13 protein-coding genes are annotated in these 15,701 nt (G+C 59.9%); 7 read left to right on the plus strand and 6 right to left on the minus strand.

Annotated elements, in window-relative coordinates:
* Nucleotides 1-52 precede the first annotated feature (52 nt).
* The 3 genes from HAD_RS11745 to HAD_RS11755 all read left to right on the plus strand — a co-directional run bounded on the left by HAD_RS11745 (nucleotide 53) and on the right by HAD_RS11755 (nucleotide 2,176).
* The gene (locus HAD_RS11745) at nucleotides 53-535 is read left to right on the plus strand and encodes a peroxiredoxin (protein ID WP_035571206.1); all 483 of its coding nucleotides are present in this window, start codon (nucleotides 53-55) and stop codon (nucleotides 533-535) included.
* Nucleotides 536-677: 142 nt separating this feature from the next.
* Nucleotides 678-1,628: an SPFH domain-containing protein gene (locus HAD_RS11750; protein ID WP_035571207.1), complete on the plus strand. Its 951-nt coding sequence runs from the start codon at nucleotides 678-680 to the stop codon at nucleotides 1,626-1,628.
* A gap of 71 nt (nucleotides 1,629-1,699) precedes the next feature.
* Complete coding sequence (locus tag HAD_RS11755; protein ID WP_051596180.1) at nucleotides 1,700-2,176, plus strand: NfeD family protein; 477 nt, start codon at nucleotides 1,700-1,702, stop codon at nucleotides 2,174-2,176.
* 15 nt (nucleotides 2,177-2,191) lie between these two features.
* Here HAD_RS11755 and HAD_RS11760 read toward each other — a convergent pair whose 3' ends face one another.
* From HAD_RS11760 to bcp, 4 genes are all read right to left on the minus strand, one after another.
* Nucleotides 2,192-3,718 carry a S10 family peptidase gene (locus HAD_RS11760; protein ID WP_035571209.1) on the minus strand — a complete coding sequence of 509 codons (1,527 nt, stop codon included), beginning with the start codon at nucleotides 3,716-3,718 and terminating at the stop codon, nucleotides 2,192-2,194.
* 148 nt (nucleotides 3,719-3,866) lie between these two features.
* Nucleotides 3,867-4,403 carry a bactofilin family protein gene (locus HAD_RS11765; RefSeq protein ID WP_035571211.1) on the minus strand — a complete coding sequence of 179 codons (537 nt, stop codon included), beginning with the start codon at nucleotides 4,401-4,403 and terminating at the stop codon, nucleotides 3,867-3,869.
* On the minus strand, nucleotides 4,387-5,616 hold the full coding sequence (locus tag HAD_RS11770) for a M23 family metallopeptidase (protein ID WP_035571213.1): 1,230 nt from the start codon (nucleotides 5,614-5,616) through the stop codon (nucleotides 4,387-4,389). Before HAD_RS11770 ends, HAD_RS11765 begins: the two co-directional genes overlap by 17 nt.
* Nucleotides 5,617-5,813: 197 nt before the next feature.
* Nucleotides 5,814-6,284: a thioredoxin-dependent thiol peroxidase gene (bcp, locus tag HAD_RS11775; protein WP_035571215.1), complete on the minus strand. Its 471-nt coding sequence runs from the start codon at nucleotides 6,282-6,284 to the stop codon at nucleotides 5,814-5,816.
* Nucleotides 6,285-6,380: 96 nt separating this feature from the next.
* Between bcp and HAD_RS11780 the strand changes: the two genes are divergently transcribed.
* On the plus strand, nucleotides 6,381-9,764 hold the full coding sequence (locus HAD_RS11780; protein WP_035571217.1) for a YhdP family protein: 3,384 nt from the start codon (nucleotides 6,381-6,383) through the stop codon (nucleotides 9,762-9,764).
* 3 nt (nucleotides 9,765-9,767) lie between these two features.
* Here the strand turns inward: HAD_RS11780 and tyrS are convergent, their stop codons facing one another.
* Nucleotides 9,768-11,018 carry a tyrosine--tRNA ligase gene (tyrS, locus tag HAD_RS11785; protein ID WP_035571226.1) on the minus strand — a complete coding sequence of 417 codons (1,251 nt, stop codon included), beginning with the start codon at nucleotides 11,016-11,018 and terminating at the stop codon, nucleotides 9,768-9,770.
* Between the two features lie 98 nt (nucleotides 11,019-11,116).
* Between tyrS and HAD_RS11790 the strand changes: the two genes are divergently transcribed.
* A complete protein-coding gene (locus HAD_RS11790; RefSeq protein WP_277813276.1) occupies nucleotides 11,117-12,208 on the plus strand; it encodes an anhydro-N-acetylmuramic acid kinase in 1,092 nt (363 codons plus the stop codon).
* Here the strand turns inward: HAD_RS11790 and HAD_RS11795 are convergent.
* Complete coding sequence (locus HAD_RS11795; RefSeq protein WP_035571227.1) at nucleotides 12,205-12,885, minus strand: alpha/beta hydrolase; 681 nt, start codon at nucleotides 12,883-12,885, stop codon at nucleotides 12,205-12,207. The genes HAD_RS11790 and HAD_RS11795 overlap by 4 nt on opposite strands.
* Before the next feature lie 108 nt (nucleotides 12,886-12,993).
* On the opposite strand from HAD_RS11795, the gene HAD_RS11800 reads away from it, so the two are divergent.
* Together HAD_RS11800 and sufB are read left to right on the plus strand one after the other, a co-directional pair.
* The gene (locus tag HAD_RS11800) at nucleotides 12,994-14,139 is read left to right on the plus strand and encodes a cysteine desulfurase family protein (RefSeq protein ID WP_051596260.1); all 1,146 of its coding nucleotides are present in this window, start codon (nucleotides 12,994-12,996) and stop codon (nucleotides 14,137-14,139) included.
* Nucleotides 14,139-15,701, plus strand: coding sequence for a Fe-S cluster assembly protein SufB (sufB, locus tag HAD_RS11805; protein ID WP_084331911.1), 1,563 nt, complete (start codon nucleotides 14,139-14,141; stop codon nucleotides 15,699-15,701). Before HAD_RS11800 ends, sufB begins: the two co-directional genes overlap by 1 nt.

Consider the following 15,701-nt stretch of genomic DNA (forward strand, 5'->3'; position numbering starts at 1 on the left):
CGCAGCACCAGGCGACCTATGTCCTTGGTCAAACCTGCAGGGAGAAATACATATGAGCATCAAGGTCGGCGATAAGCTTCCGGACGCAACTTTCATGGAAATGACCGAAGACGGTCCCGCGCCGTGCACAACGGCAGACGTATTTGGCGGCAAGACCGTCGCCCTCTTTGCTGTTCCCGGGGCATTCACGCCGACTTGTTCCGCAAAGCACCTTCCGGGCTTTGTCGAGAAACTGGATGACCTCAAAGGCAAAGGTGTCGATGACGTCGTTTGTACGTCCGTGAATGATGTGTTCGTCATGGGCGCCTGGGGCAAAAGCGCTGATGCGGATGGCAAGGTGCGCATGCTGGCGGATGGCAATGGCACGTTCGCAAAAGCTCTTGGCCTTGAGATGGATGGATCTGGTTTCGGAATGGGCCAGCGCTCGCAGCGTTACTCCATGATCGTCAAGGATGGCGTGGTTTCCGAGCTAAACGTCGAGCAGGGCGGCGAATTCAAGGTTTCCAGCGCTGACTACATGCTCGGACAACTTTGATTTATCAGGCATAACGCCTCTTAACCAATTTGGTACATGATCGGCGTGCTTGGGGACGAGCACGCCGTTTTTGATTGAATATTTATTGAAAAACGGAAAACCCTCCCCACCTTTATGGGCGTAACAAAAGGAGAGGGACCCCATGGATCCGTATTTTCTGGTGATCGTGCTGGTATTGGCGGTGGCGATCATCGGCCTCGTATCGGCATTCAAATTCGTGCCTCAAGGTTACAATTTCACGGTCGAGCGGTTCGGCCGTTACACGAGGACCCTGACGCCCGGCTTGTCCGTCATCACGCCGTTTATCGACCGGGTCGGCCGGAAAATGAACATGATGGAGACGGTCCTTGATGTTCCTCAGCAGGAGGTCATCACGAAGGACAATGCGATGGTGTCCTGCGATGCCATCGTCTTCATTCAGGTGATCGACCCGGTCTCGGCCGCCTATGAAGTCAACAATCTTCATCACGCGATCCAGAACCTCTCCCTGACCAATATCCGTACGGTGGTCGGGTCCATGGACCTGGACCAGGTTCTGTCGAACCGCGACGACATCAATGCGCGCCTGCTAAGCGTGATTGATGCAGCAACGAACCCATGGGGTGTGAAGGTCACGCGGATCGAGATCGCCGATCTCAGCCCGCCGGCAGACATTACCGAGGCCATGGCCCGCCAGATGAAGGCAGAACGCCTGAAGCGCGCCGAAATCCTGACGGCGGAAGGCGACAAACAGTCGGCCATTCTGAAAGCCGAAGGTCAGAAGCAGGCCCAGATCCTCGAAGCCGAGGGCCGCCGCGAAGCCGCCTTCCGCGATGCCGAAGCCCGCGAACGTGAAGCGGAAGCGGAAGCCAAGGCGACGGCCATGGTGTCGGAAGCGATCGCGCGCGGCGACGTGAATGCGATCAACTACTTCCTCGGCCAGGCCTATGTGGAAGCCTTCAGCAAACTGGCGACATCCAACCAGCAGAAGACGGTCATCATTCCGGCGGAGTTCTCCAGCATCATTGGCACCATTGAAGGCATCAAGGGCCTGACCGGTGCCGCGAAGGATGTTCAGGTACAATCAGGTTCTGTTCCGCCAACGCGGACATAGCGTTTCGAGGTTATGCTGCCCCGGCCAGCGCAGGGGCGACGGACGGCTGACCTGCTTCTTGGAGGCATACCATGTTGGAAGAGCTCTTTACCCACCTCACCGTCTGGCATTGGCTGGCACTTGGCTTGATTCTGTTCGGGATCGAGATGATGACCGGCACCTTCGACCTGCTGATGATCTCCATCGCGGCGTGGATTACGGCCGTATTCGCCTGGCTTGCCCCCGACAGCCTCGCAACATGGCAAGGGCAGGTCCTGTTCTTTGGCGCTGCCGCTGTTGCCCTGTTCGTTTTCGGCCGGACGATCCTGTCCGGCATGCGCAAGTCAACGCCCGAGCATCCAACACTTAACAAGCGGATGGAGAGCCTGATCGGTCAGCGCGGAGTCGCGGCGTCTGACTTCACGAACGCCGGGCAGGGCCGTGTGAAGATTGGCGACACGGTTTGGGGCGCTGAAGTCGTCGATGGTTCAGAGATCATCCACAATGGCGATGTCGTTGTGGTCGAGGGCGCGCGTATGAACACGGCCCTCGTCCGGAAAAGCGCGTAAGTTCCGCCGGTTGGGTTAGTATCCGGCTTCGATGAAGCCGCGTATATCGTTCGACAGTTTCGTGCCGTCCGATTCCTTCAGATACATCATGTGGCCTGCGTCGTAGTAATCGAACTGGACTCGGTCGAGCACGACGCCATTCTTGTGCAGAGCCATCTCCGCTCCGAAAAACGGGGTCGCGAGATCATACCAGCCTGCGGCGAGTAGCACTTTCAAGTCAGGATTTTCACGCATCCCTTTGCCAAGCCAGGGGGTGACGTTCACATAGGCTGGCCAGCCCTGCTCATTCATGTCCCAGTTCCACTGCGAGCCCGGCTCCCCGGTCAGGACTTTGTAGGGACGTGTGAAGTCCACATCCAGTTCACGGGTCAGATAGTCATTGATCGCGGCAACATAGGCCGTATCCATTCCGTATCCGGAAGGATCGTTCTCCGGCGTGTCTGAGGTGCCTTCGCTATCGATGCCTTTATAGCGACCGTCGAACCGGCCAATTGTGTAGCCTTCGTTCCGCAACAGTTCCTTGCGGTACCGCGTTGGATCGACACGCAGATTTGCCAGATCAATCCATTTCGCCGAGACGCCCAGATAGTCGCTCATATCGTTGGCGATCGCGCTTTGCTGTTCCGGTGTAAGCGTGGAACCGCGTATCAGAGCAGGTGCCAGCGTGTCGGTTGCATAGTTTCGGGCATCGGCCACGAAGGCCTCGAAATCATTGTTCCACCTAGCCTTGTTGGCCTTGCCGTGAAACCAGGCAATTGCCGCTTCGGTCGGGAAGAAGGCTATATGGGCGGAGTCATTGCCTGGGGCGAAGCGGGCATTCTGGAAGTCGAGAATGGCGGAGATCAGGATCACGCCATTCAGGCCGATGCCGTTCCAGCCGCCTTGCAGCTTTTCGGTGAGCGCCGCTGCGCGGGTTGTTCCGTAGCTTTCTCCGGCCAGGAATTTCGGGCTGTTCCAGCGGCCGTTTTCGGTCAGCCAGACACGGATAAATTCGGCGATGCTCTCTGCGTCTTCGTTGACGCCGTAGAATTCCTTGCCTTTGGTGTCGCCCAGCGGGCGGGAATAGCCTGTGCCTACCGGATCGATGAAGACAAGATCGCTCACATCAAGGAGCGAATTCTGATTGTCGCGGATCGTATAGGGTGGGGCGCCAACGCCGCGCGCGTCCGAAGGTGTGACGACCTGTTTCGGTCCGAACGCACCCATGTGAAGCCAGAGGGATGCAGAGCCGGGACCGCCATTGAAAACAAATGTGACGGGGCGCGTGGCAGGATCTTTGAGACCATCCTGGACATAAGCGACAGAAAAGATTGAAGCGATCGGCTCGTCTTGTTCATCCCGCAGATAAGTCTCTCCGGCGACCGTTTTGTATTTGATGGTCTGGCCACGGAGTTTGAAGCTGTGGTCAGACGTGAAGACTTTCGCTTCCGGTATGTCGGCCTTGCTGGTTTCAGCTCCGGATGTTTCCGGCCCCGCGGGGGCCTCGGCAAAAGCTGGTCCCATGGACACGGCCAGACCAAGGGCAATCAACCATCCACGCATATCAAATACTCCACTATCTCAATTGTGGCGGACCCTATCAGGTAGAAAAAACCGGACAAGACTGTGCGCCAGTGACAGCACCATTATCCAAAACGCAAAACGCCGACATCCAGAGATGCCGGCGTTTCAGTCTGTCTTGTAAGTCGGATCAGGAAGCCGTCGGTGAGATCCCGAAGCCGCTGGTGGCGTTCGGCGTGGCGCTCGACGGTGAAGCGGACGAAGGACGAGCATCGCTGGCGGCGGCGCGCGGTGCGGCGTCTTTCAGTGGATCCTCTGAGTGCTTCACCTGGCCTTCGAACACGGCATTGGACTGGATCTGCAGCGAAGAGTGCACGATGTCACCCTTCACATGAGCGCCGGTCTCCAGCTCGACCTTGCGGGCGCGGATGGAGCCTTTGATGCGGCCTTTGACTTTCACGACCTCGGCTTTCACTTCGCCGGTGATGTGGCCGGAAGCGCCGATTGTGATGTCGGTTGCGGCCACGTCGCCATCGACGGTGCCGTCGATCTGCAACGCACCCTCAGAGGTCACCGAACCGTTGATCTTCATGTCTGCGCAGATGATTGATGCTGCGCGGGCGGCCGGCTTCGAAGCGGCGCCACGGATGGCATCGACGGAAGGTTGGACCTTTGCCGGCTCAGGTGCCGGCGGCGTATCGTTGTGTTTGTTACTCTTGGTGAACATGACGGCCTGCTTTCAGGAATTTTATTGGATCATAAGGTTTGCCGTTAAACCAGACTTCGAAGTGAAGGTGGTCCCCCGTGCTTCGACCGGTTGTACCCATCTTGCCCACAAGATCGCCGACCTCCACGGTTTGTCCCTTTTTTACCGTAATTCCGCTGAGGTGGCCATAGCGCGACTTGAAGCCGTGCCCATGGTCGATTTCTACAAGCCGCCCGTAGCCCGAACGGGGACCTGCATAAGAGATGACGCCCGGCCCTGCTGCGACGATCGGAGCGGCGTGATAGGCCGCCATATCGATGCCGTTGTGCCAGCCTGGACGTTTCTTGAAAGGATCGACGCGAACGCCGTAATTACTGGTGAGCCGGTAAGGCACCCCGACCGGGATACCCAGAGGCAGCGAGGAAACGATGTCCTCGTAGTAAAGCATTTCCGCGACACGTGCCTGCGTCTGCGACAGGCGGGAATAGAACGTGGTGTCGGTAAGGGAAAGATTGCTGAAGTCAGGTCCGGAGGTCGCATTGGCCAGCGAAATGTAGGGACCGCCGGTCTCGCTGCTGGCTACGATGCGGTCTGATCCGACGGACGTCAGGGCCAGAATGCCCCGCGCGCGCTCTGTGCGTTCCGTGGCGATTTCCTCGGCTTCGTCGAGGATGCGCTCCTGATCCATTTTCAGGACCCGCACGGAACCGCGAGACGTGGCGGTTTCGAATTGAGCGGTGATGCGGACAGGCTCACGCGACTGGCGACTATCGGCTTCTTCGATCGAAGCCTGCACGAGAAGGGCGGCGCCGTTGCCTTTGAGAGATGACGTTTCGAGGTCGTCTTCGCCCTTGAGCTGTTTGTAGAGGTCTTCGAGGGCCTTCTGGCGCTCTTCCCACTCCACCGTTTCTTTCTGGAATGCGTCGGTGCGTTCTTCCAGCAGTGAACGGGACAGCGCATCCTTGGCGCGCAGTTCCTGAACCCAGCGTTCGTATTTTGCGAGTTCACGGCCATCGGGGTTTCCGGACAGGGCACTGCCGCCGCCGCTCAACACGAAGGAGCCGGTTGCAAAAACAGTCCATCCTGCCAGTGCCGCAAGGCCGGCAGCAAAAATCGCCTGCTGCCATGGAGACACAGAGATGTAGCGGACTGTTCCGCCGCTGCGATGGTAGATTTGACGCTCAGGGAAGGCTTTATTGAAGGCCGCCTTCAGATTCGCGCTCCACTTCGCCATTCACGCCACCCGTAGAACCGGAAAATCACGCCCCCGCTGCAGTAGTCACTACAGCAGGTTTCCCAAACCCTTGGAGATAATACATACCGATTTCGATACGAGGTGTAACCCCTTGGGCACAGAATTCATGTAAATTTTCGCCCATGAGGGTAAAAGGCTTGTTAAACATGGAAAAAATACATGCATCAGGTGAAATTTCAGGCATCCGATTTGATGACATTGAGTACATCTTCGGCATGTCCTTTCACGCGCACTTTTTTCCAGATTCGCATTACCTTTTTGTCAGGTCCGATCAGGAAGGTTGAGCGCTCGATTCCCATATACGTGCGCCCATAATTCTTCTTCTCGACCCAGACGCCATAGGCCTCACAAACCTTGCCGTCCTCGTCCGAGGCGAGCGTCACGCCGAGATCGTGTTTCGCCGCAAATTTTTCATGTTTTGCCAGCGTATCGCGGGACACCCCCACAATCTTGGCGCCAGCCTTTTCGAACGCGTCTGCGAGGTCTGTGAAGTCTTTCGCTTCGGTTGTGCAGCCAGGCGTGTCGTCTTTCGGATAGAAGTAAAGAACCAGCAGCTGATCCTTGTAGTCTCCGAGTTTTATCGGCCCTTGTGTTGAGTCCATGCTGAAATTTGGAGCGCGTCCGCCTTCTTTGGGCCCGATTGCCATGTAATCCTCCTATGGTGCGCTTCGGCTGTACTGCTTATACCAGACACAGCGCTGAACGGCGTGTATGACTGGATCCGACTTGTACGGAGCGCGCCCTTGGTCCGCCAGACCGCCTCACTGATTTTTCTCGAAATCCTCGGCGGCTTGATCCTGCTTGTTTTTGTAGCAGCAGGTCTGCTTGCCGCCCGGCTTTATTCCGGTCCGATGGACCTGTCGATGTTCAAGGACGACCTGGAACGCGCGATGACAGAAGCGCGCGATGGCCGGGAGGTCCGTCTGGACGGGGTACAGCTCGAATGGTCTGCCGAAGACAAACGCCTGCACATCTCCGGGTCGCGTCTGCAGATGTTGGATGTGAAAGGCAATGTCAGTGCCGAGGCCCGACACGCCAATATCGTCCTGTCCGGGTCTTCTCTGGTTCTTGGCGATATCGAGGTCCTTCGCCTCGATCTTGAAGACGGGTGGGTCAATATCGATCAGGAAACGCCATCCACCTGGTTTATCGGCGGGGAACCGCTGCCTGAAATTCCGGTCGGCAAATTGCCCGAAACCCCGCAGGAATGGCTGCAGCGTGCCAATGAGGTGCTTCCGCCCATGCTGGAGGCACTGAAGCAGGGCGAGCAGAACTACGCGCTCGAATATCTGGGCTTTGCCGGATTTGAGTTCCGCGTCCGGGACAGCGTTCAGCAATCCGTTTTCGATATCACAGACGCCAAGGGACGGGTTTCACGAGAAGAAGACGGCATTCTGGTCAGTGTGGCCGGTACGGGCGCTGGCGCCGGTCTGCCCGGTGGGCTTGCCGCTACCGTCCGATCCTACACATTGGAAGACAAGCTGCACGCAGAGTTCGCCGTTGCCGATTGGCCGCTGGCAGACCTCGCGGCGCGCTTTGGAGCGCAGGTGGATGCTTTCGAAGGATTGCCGGCCAATGCCGATGCAACGCTCGACTATGCCCGCGCCACCGGCATCAATGAGATCGCCTTCCACTCCAATATGGGGGAAGGCCACATGCCGTTTGCCGGGGGGCTCGACGTGCAGGGGCTGGACGTCACGGCAACTTACCTCGCCAATGACGACACGATGCGAGTGGATGTGACCGGCGACAAAGTGGGCCCGGCCAGCGGTCAGGCGAGCCTGACTCTCAAAAATATCCTGCAAGGCCAGTCCGCGCACGACTTCGAACTGTCGAGCGAAGAGCTCACCCTGGATTTCACGCCGGTGTTTGAACGCCCTGTCACTCTGACAGGTCTTCAGGCGTCAGGCTTGATGAGCGTCGCTGACCGTCAAATCGATGATCTCGCCCTTGTGTTCAAGGAGGAGGAAGCGGGCTTCCTTGTGACGGGCAACATCGGCCTTACGCAGGACAAGCAAGAAGGCGAACCGCCAATCCTCGGCCACATCGCTCTGGAAACCAGCGGAGATGTGACCAAGGATACCGTGATGGCGTTCTGGCCCGTCGGGCTGGGTAAGGGTGGGCGGAACTTTGCCCGCGAGCATATCGAAGCTGGGGCGCTGACTGACATCAAGGGGCATATCGACTTGAAGCGCGACAGTTTCGGCGATGATGGTTATCTGCGTGACTCTGACCTGGAGCTCACCTTCGCGGCGGAAGATGCCTGGGTGAAGTTCTTGTCGGACCTGCCGCCGGTGGAAAAGGGCCGGGGTAAGGGCCGCCTCACCGGCAATTCCTTCCGCGTCACGCTGGATTCCGGCGAATATGGCGGCTGGGACCTGGACGAAGGCGCCTTTATCATGCCGGCGTTCAATGTGCGCGGCGAGGACTTCCGGGTGTTTGCACGCGGACACGGCCCGATCTCTCTGGTCATGAAGACGCTGGTCGACTCGCGTCTCAAAATTGATTTCGATCCGGCGCGCCTGTCCGGCGATGGCGAGATGACATTCGAGATGTTCCGTCCTGCGCTGGACGATGTTCCGTTTGAGGATATCCGCTTTACGGCGGTCGGAACGGTTGCCGAGGCAGGCCTAAAGGACGCGGCGCTGGGGTTCGACCTGACGGGCGGATCCGCGAAAGTGAATGTCGATCAGGACGGAATGACCATTTCCGGTTTTGGCGATCTGGGGCCATCTCCGGTCCAGTTCACCTGGCGCGATGCCTTCAATGATGGTGACCAGCCTTCGCTGCTGTCGGCAACCAGTATTGTTACGCCCGACTTCCTGAACGAATTCGGTGTGCTGGGGCGGGCGTACCTGTCCGGCGAAATCCCCATCGAGGTTCAGGCGGAAATCGGAGAGGGATCCCGTATCATCGCCGACACGGCCCTGGACCTGACTGAATCCCGCCTGGATCTGTCGGAAATCGGCTGGGTGAAAGGGCGGAACAAGTCGGCCAAGGCTTCAGTACACTATGAAGGGCTCGACGACGGCTACACGGCCACCATCGTGTTCCACGCCGACGACGCCTATCTTGATGGCGATTTCACTTTGGGTGGGGATTCAAAGCTGGTTTCCGCGACGCTGCGCCGGGCATACCTGAAAAACAAGGCCGATGTCGGCGGCACCGTGACCCGAAAAGACGGTGCACTGAATTTCGGTCTGTCTGGAACGTATCTGGACCTCTCCGGTGCGATGCCGGGCGTAGGGGCGATTGGCGACGCCGATGATGCGGGCAGCAAAACGCCTATTCGCGTTTCGGCGAATGTCGACACACTGACCCTTCGGCCGGGCCTCGACATGACCGAGGCGAAATTTTCAATGGCAACCGGTGCGGCGGGTATCGAGACCTTCAAAGCCACCGGCCTCGCCGCAGACGGATCCCCCTTCGAAGCGCGTTTCGACACCAATGGCGGTCAGGCGGCGACCTTCCACGTTTCCAGCGGGGATGCGGGCTTTATCGCCAGTGCGTTCCTGGGCATCGACTATCTCGACGGCGGCCAGCTCGAGATGGATGGTGTGTTGGCGAACGACAACAAGCCGTCGAAGTTCGACATCTCCATCACCGATACACGGCTCAACAACGCGCCTTTCCTTACACAAATCCTGTCACTCGCTTCGCTGCGGGGGCTGGCAGATACGCTCGGCGGAGAAGGCGTGCTGTTTTCCCGGCTGGATATTCCTTTGACCGTAGCGGGCGACCGTTACGTGGTGAACGGTGCCAAGGCGCAGGGGCCAGCCCTTGGCCTGACCACAAATGGCTATTTCGATTCCAAGGACGGCAAGATCGAGTTCGATGGCGTGCTGGTGCCGAGTTTCGGCATGAACTCCGCCCTAGGAACAATCCCGATCCTCGGTGACCTGGTTGTCGGCCGTGATGGTGAAGGCGTGTTCTCGCTGACCTACGGTATCCGGGGAACGATGGAGAAAGCGAACGTGTCGGTGAACCCGCTTTCGGCACTGGCGCCGGGCGTGATCCGCCGGATCTTCGAAAACCCGTCGGATACACGCATCCCGGAAGCCAAGCCCCGCCCGCCGGATGAGCCGATCCCGTCTGAACTGCCGCCCATTCCGGACGAAGAGTTCTAAAGTCTAGGCAGGCTTCACCAATGCGTGACGTTTCTTGCCGGCGGACAACTTGATCTTGCCGTCGATGAGATCAGACTCCGCAATCGTTGCGTTCTGGTCTTTCACCTGCTGATCATTGACCTTCGCGGCGCCTTGCTTGATCAGGCGGCGCGCTTCGCCGTTGCTCTCGGTCAGTCCCGCCGCCGTGAAGGCCGCCGCAACCAGATACTCACTGAACAGTTCTGTGGACGGAATTTCGACGGTTGGCAGGGCCGCAGCCGTTCCGCCCCCGGCGAACACGGCCGAGGCGGCCGCTTCGGATTCCTTCGCAGCGGATTCGCCGTGCAGCATGGCGGTCGCTGCGTTGGCGAGTGCGATTTTGGCCTTGTTGATCTCGGCGCCGTCGAGTTTCTCAAGCGCTTCGATCTCGTCCAGCGGCAATTCAGTGAACAGGCGCAGGAAGCGGCCGACGTCGGCATCTTCTGTGTTGCGCCAGAATTGCCAGTATTCGTAGGGGCTCTTGCGGTCCGCATTCAGCCAGACCGCGCCATCGGCCGTCTTGCCCATCTTGCCGCCGGAAGCGGTAGTGATGAGGTGCGCGGTGATGCCGAACACGTCGCCGCCGGCGGCCTTGTGCACCAGGTCCACCCCGCCGACGATATTGCCCCACTGGTCGGATCCGCCGAGCTGGATGCGGCAATTCTGACGCTGGAACAGCTCGAGGAAGTCGTAGGACTGCATCAGCAGGTAGTTGAATTCGAGGAAAGTGTAGGGCTGCTCATTGGCCAAGCGCCGGGCGACCGTATCCTGCTTCACCATCGTATTGATCGTGAAGTGCACGCCCACTTCGCGCAGCAGTTCAATGTAGCCGAGCTTGCTCAGCCAGTCATCATTATTGACCATAATGGCGTCGGTCGGGCCGTCGCCAAAAGTCAGGAACGGTTCGAACGCCTTCTTGATGCCGGCGATGTTCGCTTCGATCTGCTCATTGGTGAGCAGGGGACGGGACTTTTCCTTGTCAGTCGGGTCGCCCACTTTCGTGGTGCCCCCGCCCATCAGGACGATAGGCTTGCCGCCAGCTTTCTGGAGGTGGCGAAGCATCATGATTTGAAGGAGCGATCCGACATGCAGGCTGTCCGCCGTTGCGTCGAAGCCGATATAGGCAATCGGGACACCTGCCTGGCAATAGGCGTCAAGCTCGGCCTCATGGGTCACCTGCTTGATGAAGCCGCGCGTCTGCAGCGTCTTCAGGAATTCCGACTTGTATTCGCTCATCTTCTCGTGTCTCCGTGAAGGCAGGGCGCGTAGCACGGAAAGGGAGCCGCTTGAACACTGCGAATTCAGATTCCGCATCAGATTCCAGGCCAGAATGGGTGGCCGGCTTCATGTCAGGCACGTCGCTGGACGCTGTGGATGCAGCCCTGATCCTGACAGATGGCAGGCAAGTGTTCGAGTTCGGCGCCACGGCCGAACGCAAATACCTGCCGGAGGAACGCCGTATCCTGCAGCGGGCGACGGAACTGGCGCGGACATGGAACTGGACTGGTCCCCGACCGGATGAGGCGTTCGACGAGGCGAAAGCGGTCATCACCCATACGCATTCTGAAACCATGCAGCAGCTTCTGACGGACTGGACCGATCCCACGCCAGTGTTGGCAGGCGTGCACGGCCAGACCGTGCTGCACCGCCGGCCCATGCCCGGCAAACCGGGGGCAACGCTTCAGTTGATTGATGCCCCTGCGATGCGAACTGCGCTGGGCGTGCCGCTGGCATACGACTTCAGGACAGCTGACGTGGCCGAAGGCGGGCAGGGTGCGCCGCTTGCCCCGGCCTATCATGCGGCCCTATTGCAGCGGCTGGGAGACGGGACCGCCTGCGTGCTGAACCTCGGCGGCGTGGCGAACATCACGGCCAGGCTGGCGGATGGCTCGCTGATCGCCTTCGACACAGGCCCCGCCAATGGCCCGATCGACGAATGGGTCGAGGGGCACGGGCGCGGCACACATGATTTCGGCGGAACGCTGGCGAAGACCGGAACTGCAGACGAGGCGCTGCTGGAACAATTGCTGCAGCATGACTGGTTCAGCGAGGCGCCGCCCAAATCTCTGGATCGTTATGATTTCTCCGCCGCCATGGTCAAAGGCATGTCGGTGGAAGATGGCGCGGCGACCCTGACGGAGTTCTCGGCACGCGCTGTCGCGGCAGGCATTGCGCAGCTGCCGGAAATCCCGTCGCGCGTGATCGCCTGTGGCGGCGGACGTCACAATCCGGCGCTGATGGATGCGCTGGCGCGGGCGCTGCCTTGTGCGGTGCTCAGTGCGGAAGAGGCCGGTTGGCGCGGAGACAGCATCGAGGCCGAAGCCTTTGCCTTTCTCGCTGCGCGCACGGCCCGTGGCCTACCCATCAGCTGGCCCGGCACGACGGGCGTGCCGGAGCCAATGACGGGCGGAATTGTATTGGCCTAGTCGCTTTCTTCGGCCTCAATACGCAGCTTCTCTTCAGCGGCGGCAAGGCGGCGCAGGAGGTATTCCTCACAGGTGCCGATCAGGTCTTCGCGGCGATCCTGATAGAAATGGTTCGCCCCTTTTACCGTGGTGCGTTCGATTTCTTCGCCTTTCTGGACGCGCACCTTGGTGAGGGCACGTTCTACGTCTTCCGGAGAAGACACGGCATCGCTGTCACCGGACACGATCAGGCCGGACGCCGGGCACGGGGCCAGGAAGGACAGGTCGTAGTGGTTGGCCGGCGGGGAGATGGCAAGGAAGCCATCAATCTCCGGGCGCCGCATCAGCAGCTGAAGCGTGATCCAGGCCCCAAATGAGTAACCTGCGCACCAGACATAGCGCGGGCTTTCCGACAGGTTTTCAATGTAATCAAGGACATACGCCGCATCTTCCAGCTCGCCGATGCCCTGGTCATATTGGCCCTGGCTGCGGCCAACGCCGCGGGAGTTGTAGCGCAGCACGCCGAAGCCGTGCTTTTCGAACATCTGGTATAGCATGATCGAGATCGGGTCCTGCATCGTGCCACCGGCTTTCGGGTGGGGATGGAGGATCAGCGCAATCGGGGCGCCTTCAAACGGCGGCTCTGTGTAGCGCGCTTCGATACGGCCTTGTGGGCCGGGAATGATGAGTTCTGCCATGGCATCCTCGGAAATTCGGGTTAAGCGCGGGGTGATAATCCAATCGCGCACTGAAAAGCAAATTTTTCTGCAGGTGCGTCCGCGTCGCCGAGGCGCTATATGGGGCGCATGATCTATGCCGACCACAATGCGACCAGCCCGCTGCGTCCGGAAGCGCGCGAGGCAATGCTTGCCGTGTATGACATGGGGGCGGTGAATCCGTCCTCCGTTCACACGGCGGGACGCGCCGCGCGTGGGGTCGTGGAACGGGCGCGCGCCACGCTGGGCGGGGCCATTGGAAGCCGGGCAGAAGACATCGTTTTCACGTCAGGCGGCACAGAATCCGACAGCCTCGCCGTGCATGGTGTGGTGGCGGGCCTTGAGGGCAAATGTACGCTGATCGTTTCTGCGCTGGAACATGAAGCCATCGGCAAGGCGGCGGCCCATTCCGGCGCTGTGATGGAAACGGCCTATCTCACCCCCGCCGGGACTGTTGATCTGGAAGACCTCGCAAGCCGTCTGAAGTCATGGGACCATGCTGCCAAAGGCATACCGGTGCTGTGCCTGATGCTCGCGAACAACGAGACCGGCATCCTCCAGCCCGTCGCGGAAGCCGCGGCGCTGGTACGCGAAGCAGGCGGGCTGACGATCTGCGACGCCGTGCAGGGGCTCGGCAAAGTGCCGGTGAATGTCGGCCTTCTCGGCGTCGACTACCTTGCGGTCAGCGCTCACAAGATCGGCGGGCCGCAAGGGGCAGGTGCGCTGTGGCACCGGCCGGGCGCTCCGTTGAAAGCCGTCCAGTATGGCGGTGGTCAGGAACGGGGCCTGCGCTCGGGCACGGAGAATGTGGCGGCGATTGCAGGCTTTGGCGCCGCTGTCGAAGCCGCCATCCGCGATCTGCCGAAATATCAGGCCCTTGGGCCGCGCCGCGATGCCATGGAGGCCCGTCTCGAAGCCGAAGGCGGTGTAATCGTTACCGGCAAGGCGTCGCCTCGCCTGGCAGGCGTGTCAAACTTCGCAAAGCCCGGTTTTGCGGCGGAAACGCAGGTTATGGCCATGGATCTGGCCGGCGTCTGCGTGTCTGCAGGCGCGGCCTGCTCTTCCGGCAAGGTCAAGCGCAGCCTCGTCCTGATGGCGATGGGCGCAGGCGATGACCTTGCAGAATCGGCAATACGCACCAGCTTTGGATGGTGTACACTGCCGTCGGACTTTGACGGCGTCGCCGATGCGTGGCTGAAGGCGGCCGAACGCATCATCGCGAAGGAAAAAGCGTAATGGACTGCTGCGGCGGAACAGACGAACACGAAGATGATTGCACCGAAGTGATCGTCAAAGAGGGTATCGACGCGAAAACGGTCGAGGCCGCGAAGGCGCTCGAATCCGAGAACTATTCGGCCGGGTTCTCCACCACGATCGAGACCGAGTATTCGCCCAAGGGCCTGTCGGAAGACACGATCCGCTTCATTTCCGCCAAGAAGGAAGAGCCGGAGTGGCTGCTGGAGTGGCGTCTCGCTGCGTATCGCCGCTGGCTGACCATGACCGAGCCGACCTGGGCAAAGGTCCGCTACGAGCCGATCAATTACCAGGATTACTATTACTACGCCGCGCCCAAATCCGGCGCGAAGTATGAGTCGATTGACGACGTTCCGAAGGAAATCCTCGAGACCTACGAAAAGCTCGGCATTCCATTGCGCGAGGCCGAAGTGCTGCTCGGCGTCGAAGGGGCGGCGGAAACGGCTGCGACGGCCCGTGAAGCCCCGCGCGTTGCCGTCGATGCCGTGTTTGACTCCGTTTCGGTCGCGACCACGTTCCGCAAGGAACTGGAAAAGGCCGGCGTGATCTTCATGTCGATTTCCGAGGCGGTGAGGGACCATCCGGAACTGGTGAAGAAATACCTTGGAACAGTTGTTCCGCAGTCTGACAATTACTTCGCCACGCTGAACAGCGCCGTCTTCTCCGATGGCACCTTCGTCTATGTGCCGAAGGGCGTTCGCTGCCCGATGGAGCTGTCGACTTATTTCCGCATGAACGCGGAGAACACTGGCCAGTTTGAACGTACCCTGATCATTTGCGATGAGGGGGCTTACGTCTCTTATCTGGAAGGCTGCACCGCGCCGATGCGCGACGAGAACCAGCTCCACGCTGCTGTGGTCGAGCTGGTCGCCCTCGACGATGCCGAGATCAAATATTCCACCGTCCAGAACTGGTGGCCGGGCGATGAAGACGGCAAGGGCGGCATCTACAATTTCGTGACCAAGCGCGGTGACTGCCGCGGTGCGCGCTCCAAGATCTCCTGGACGCAGGTGGAAACCGGTTCTGCCGTCACCTGGAAATACCCGTCCTGCATCCTGCGCGGCGATGACAGCGTGGGCGAGTTCTACTCGATCGCCGTCACCAATGGCCGCCAGCAGGCCGACACCGGCACCAAGATGATCCACCTCGGCAAACGCACGAAGAGCCGGATCATTTCCAAGGGCATTTCGGCCGGCAAGTCGGACAACACCTATCGCGGCCTCGTTTCGATCAACAAGCGCGCCGAGAAGTCCCGCAACTTCACCCAGTGCGACAGCCTGCTGATCGGCGGCCGCTGCGGCGCCCACACGGTACCCTATGTGGAGAACCGTCGCGCTGACGCACAGCTGGAGCATGAGGCGACGACCACCAAGCTCTCCGAAGACCAGCTCTTCTACGCCCGCCAGCGCGGCCTCGGCGAAGAGCAGGCCGTGGCCCTCCTGGTCAACGGCTTCGTCCGCGAAGTGCTTCAGGAGCTGCCGATGGAGTTCGCCGTGGAAGCGCAGAAGCTGCTGGAAGTCAGCCTCGAAGGCAGTGTGGGCTAA

The sequence above is a fragment of the Hyphomonas adhaerens MHS-3 genome (assembly GCF_000685235.1).
Classification (GTDB): domain Bacteria; phylum Pseudomonadota; class Alphaproteobacteria; order Caulobacterales; family Hyphomonadaceae; genus Hyphomonas; species Hyphomonas adhaerens.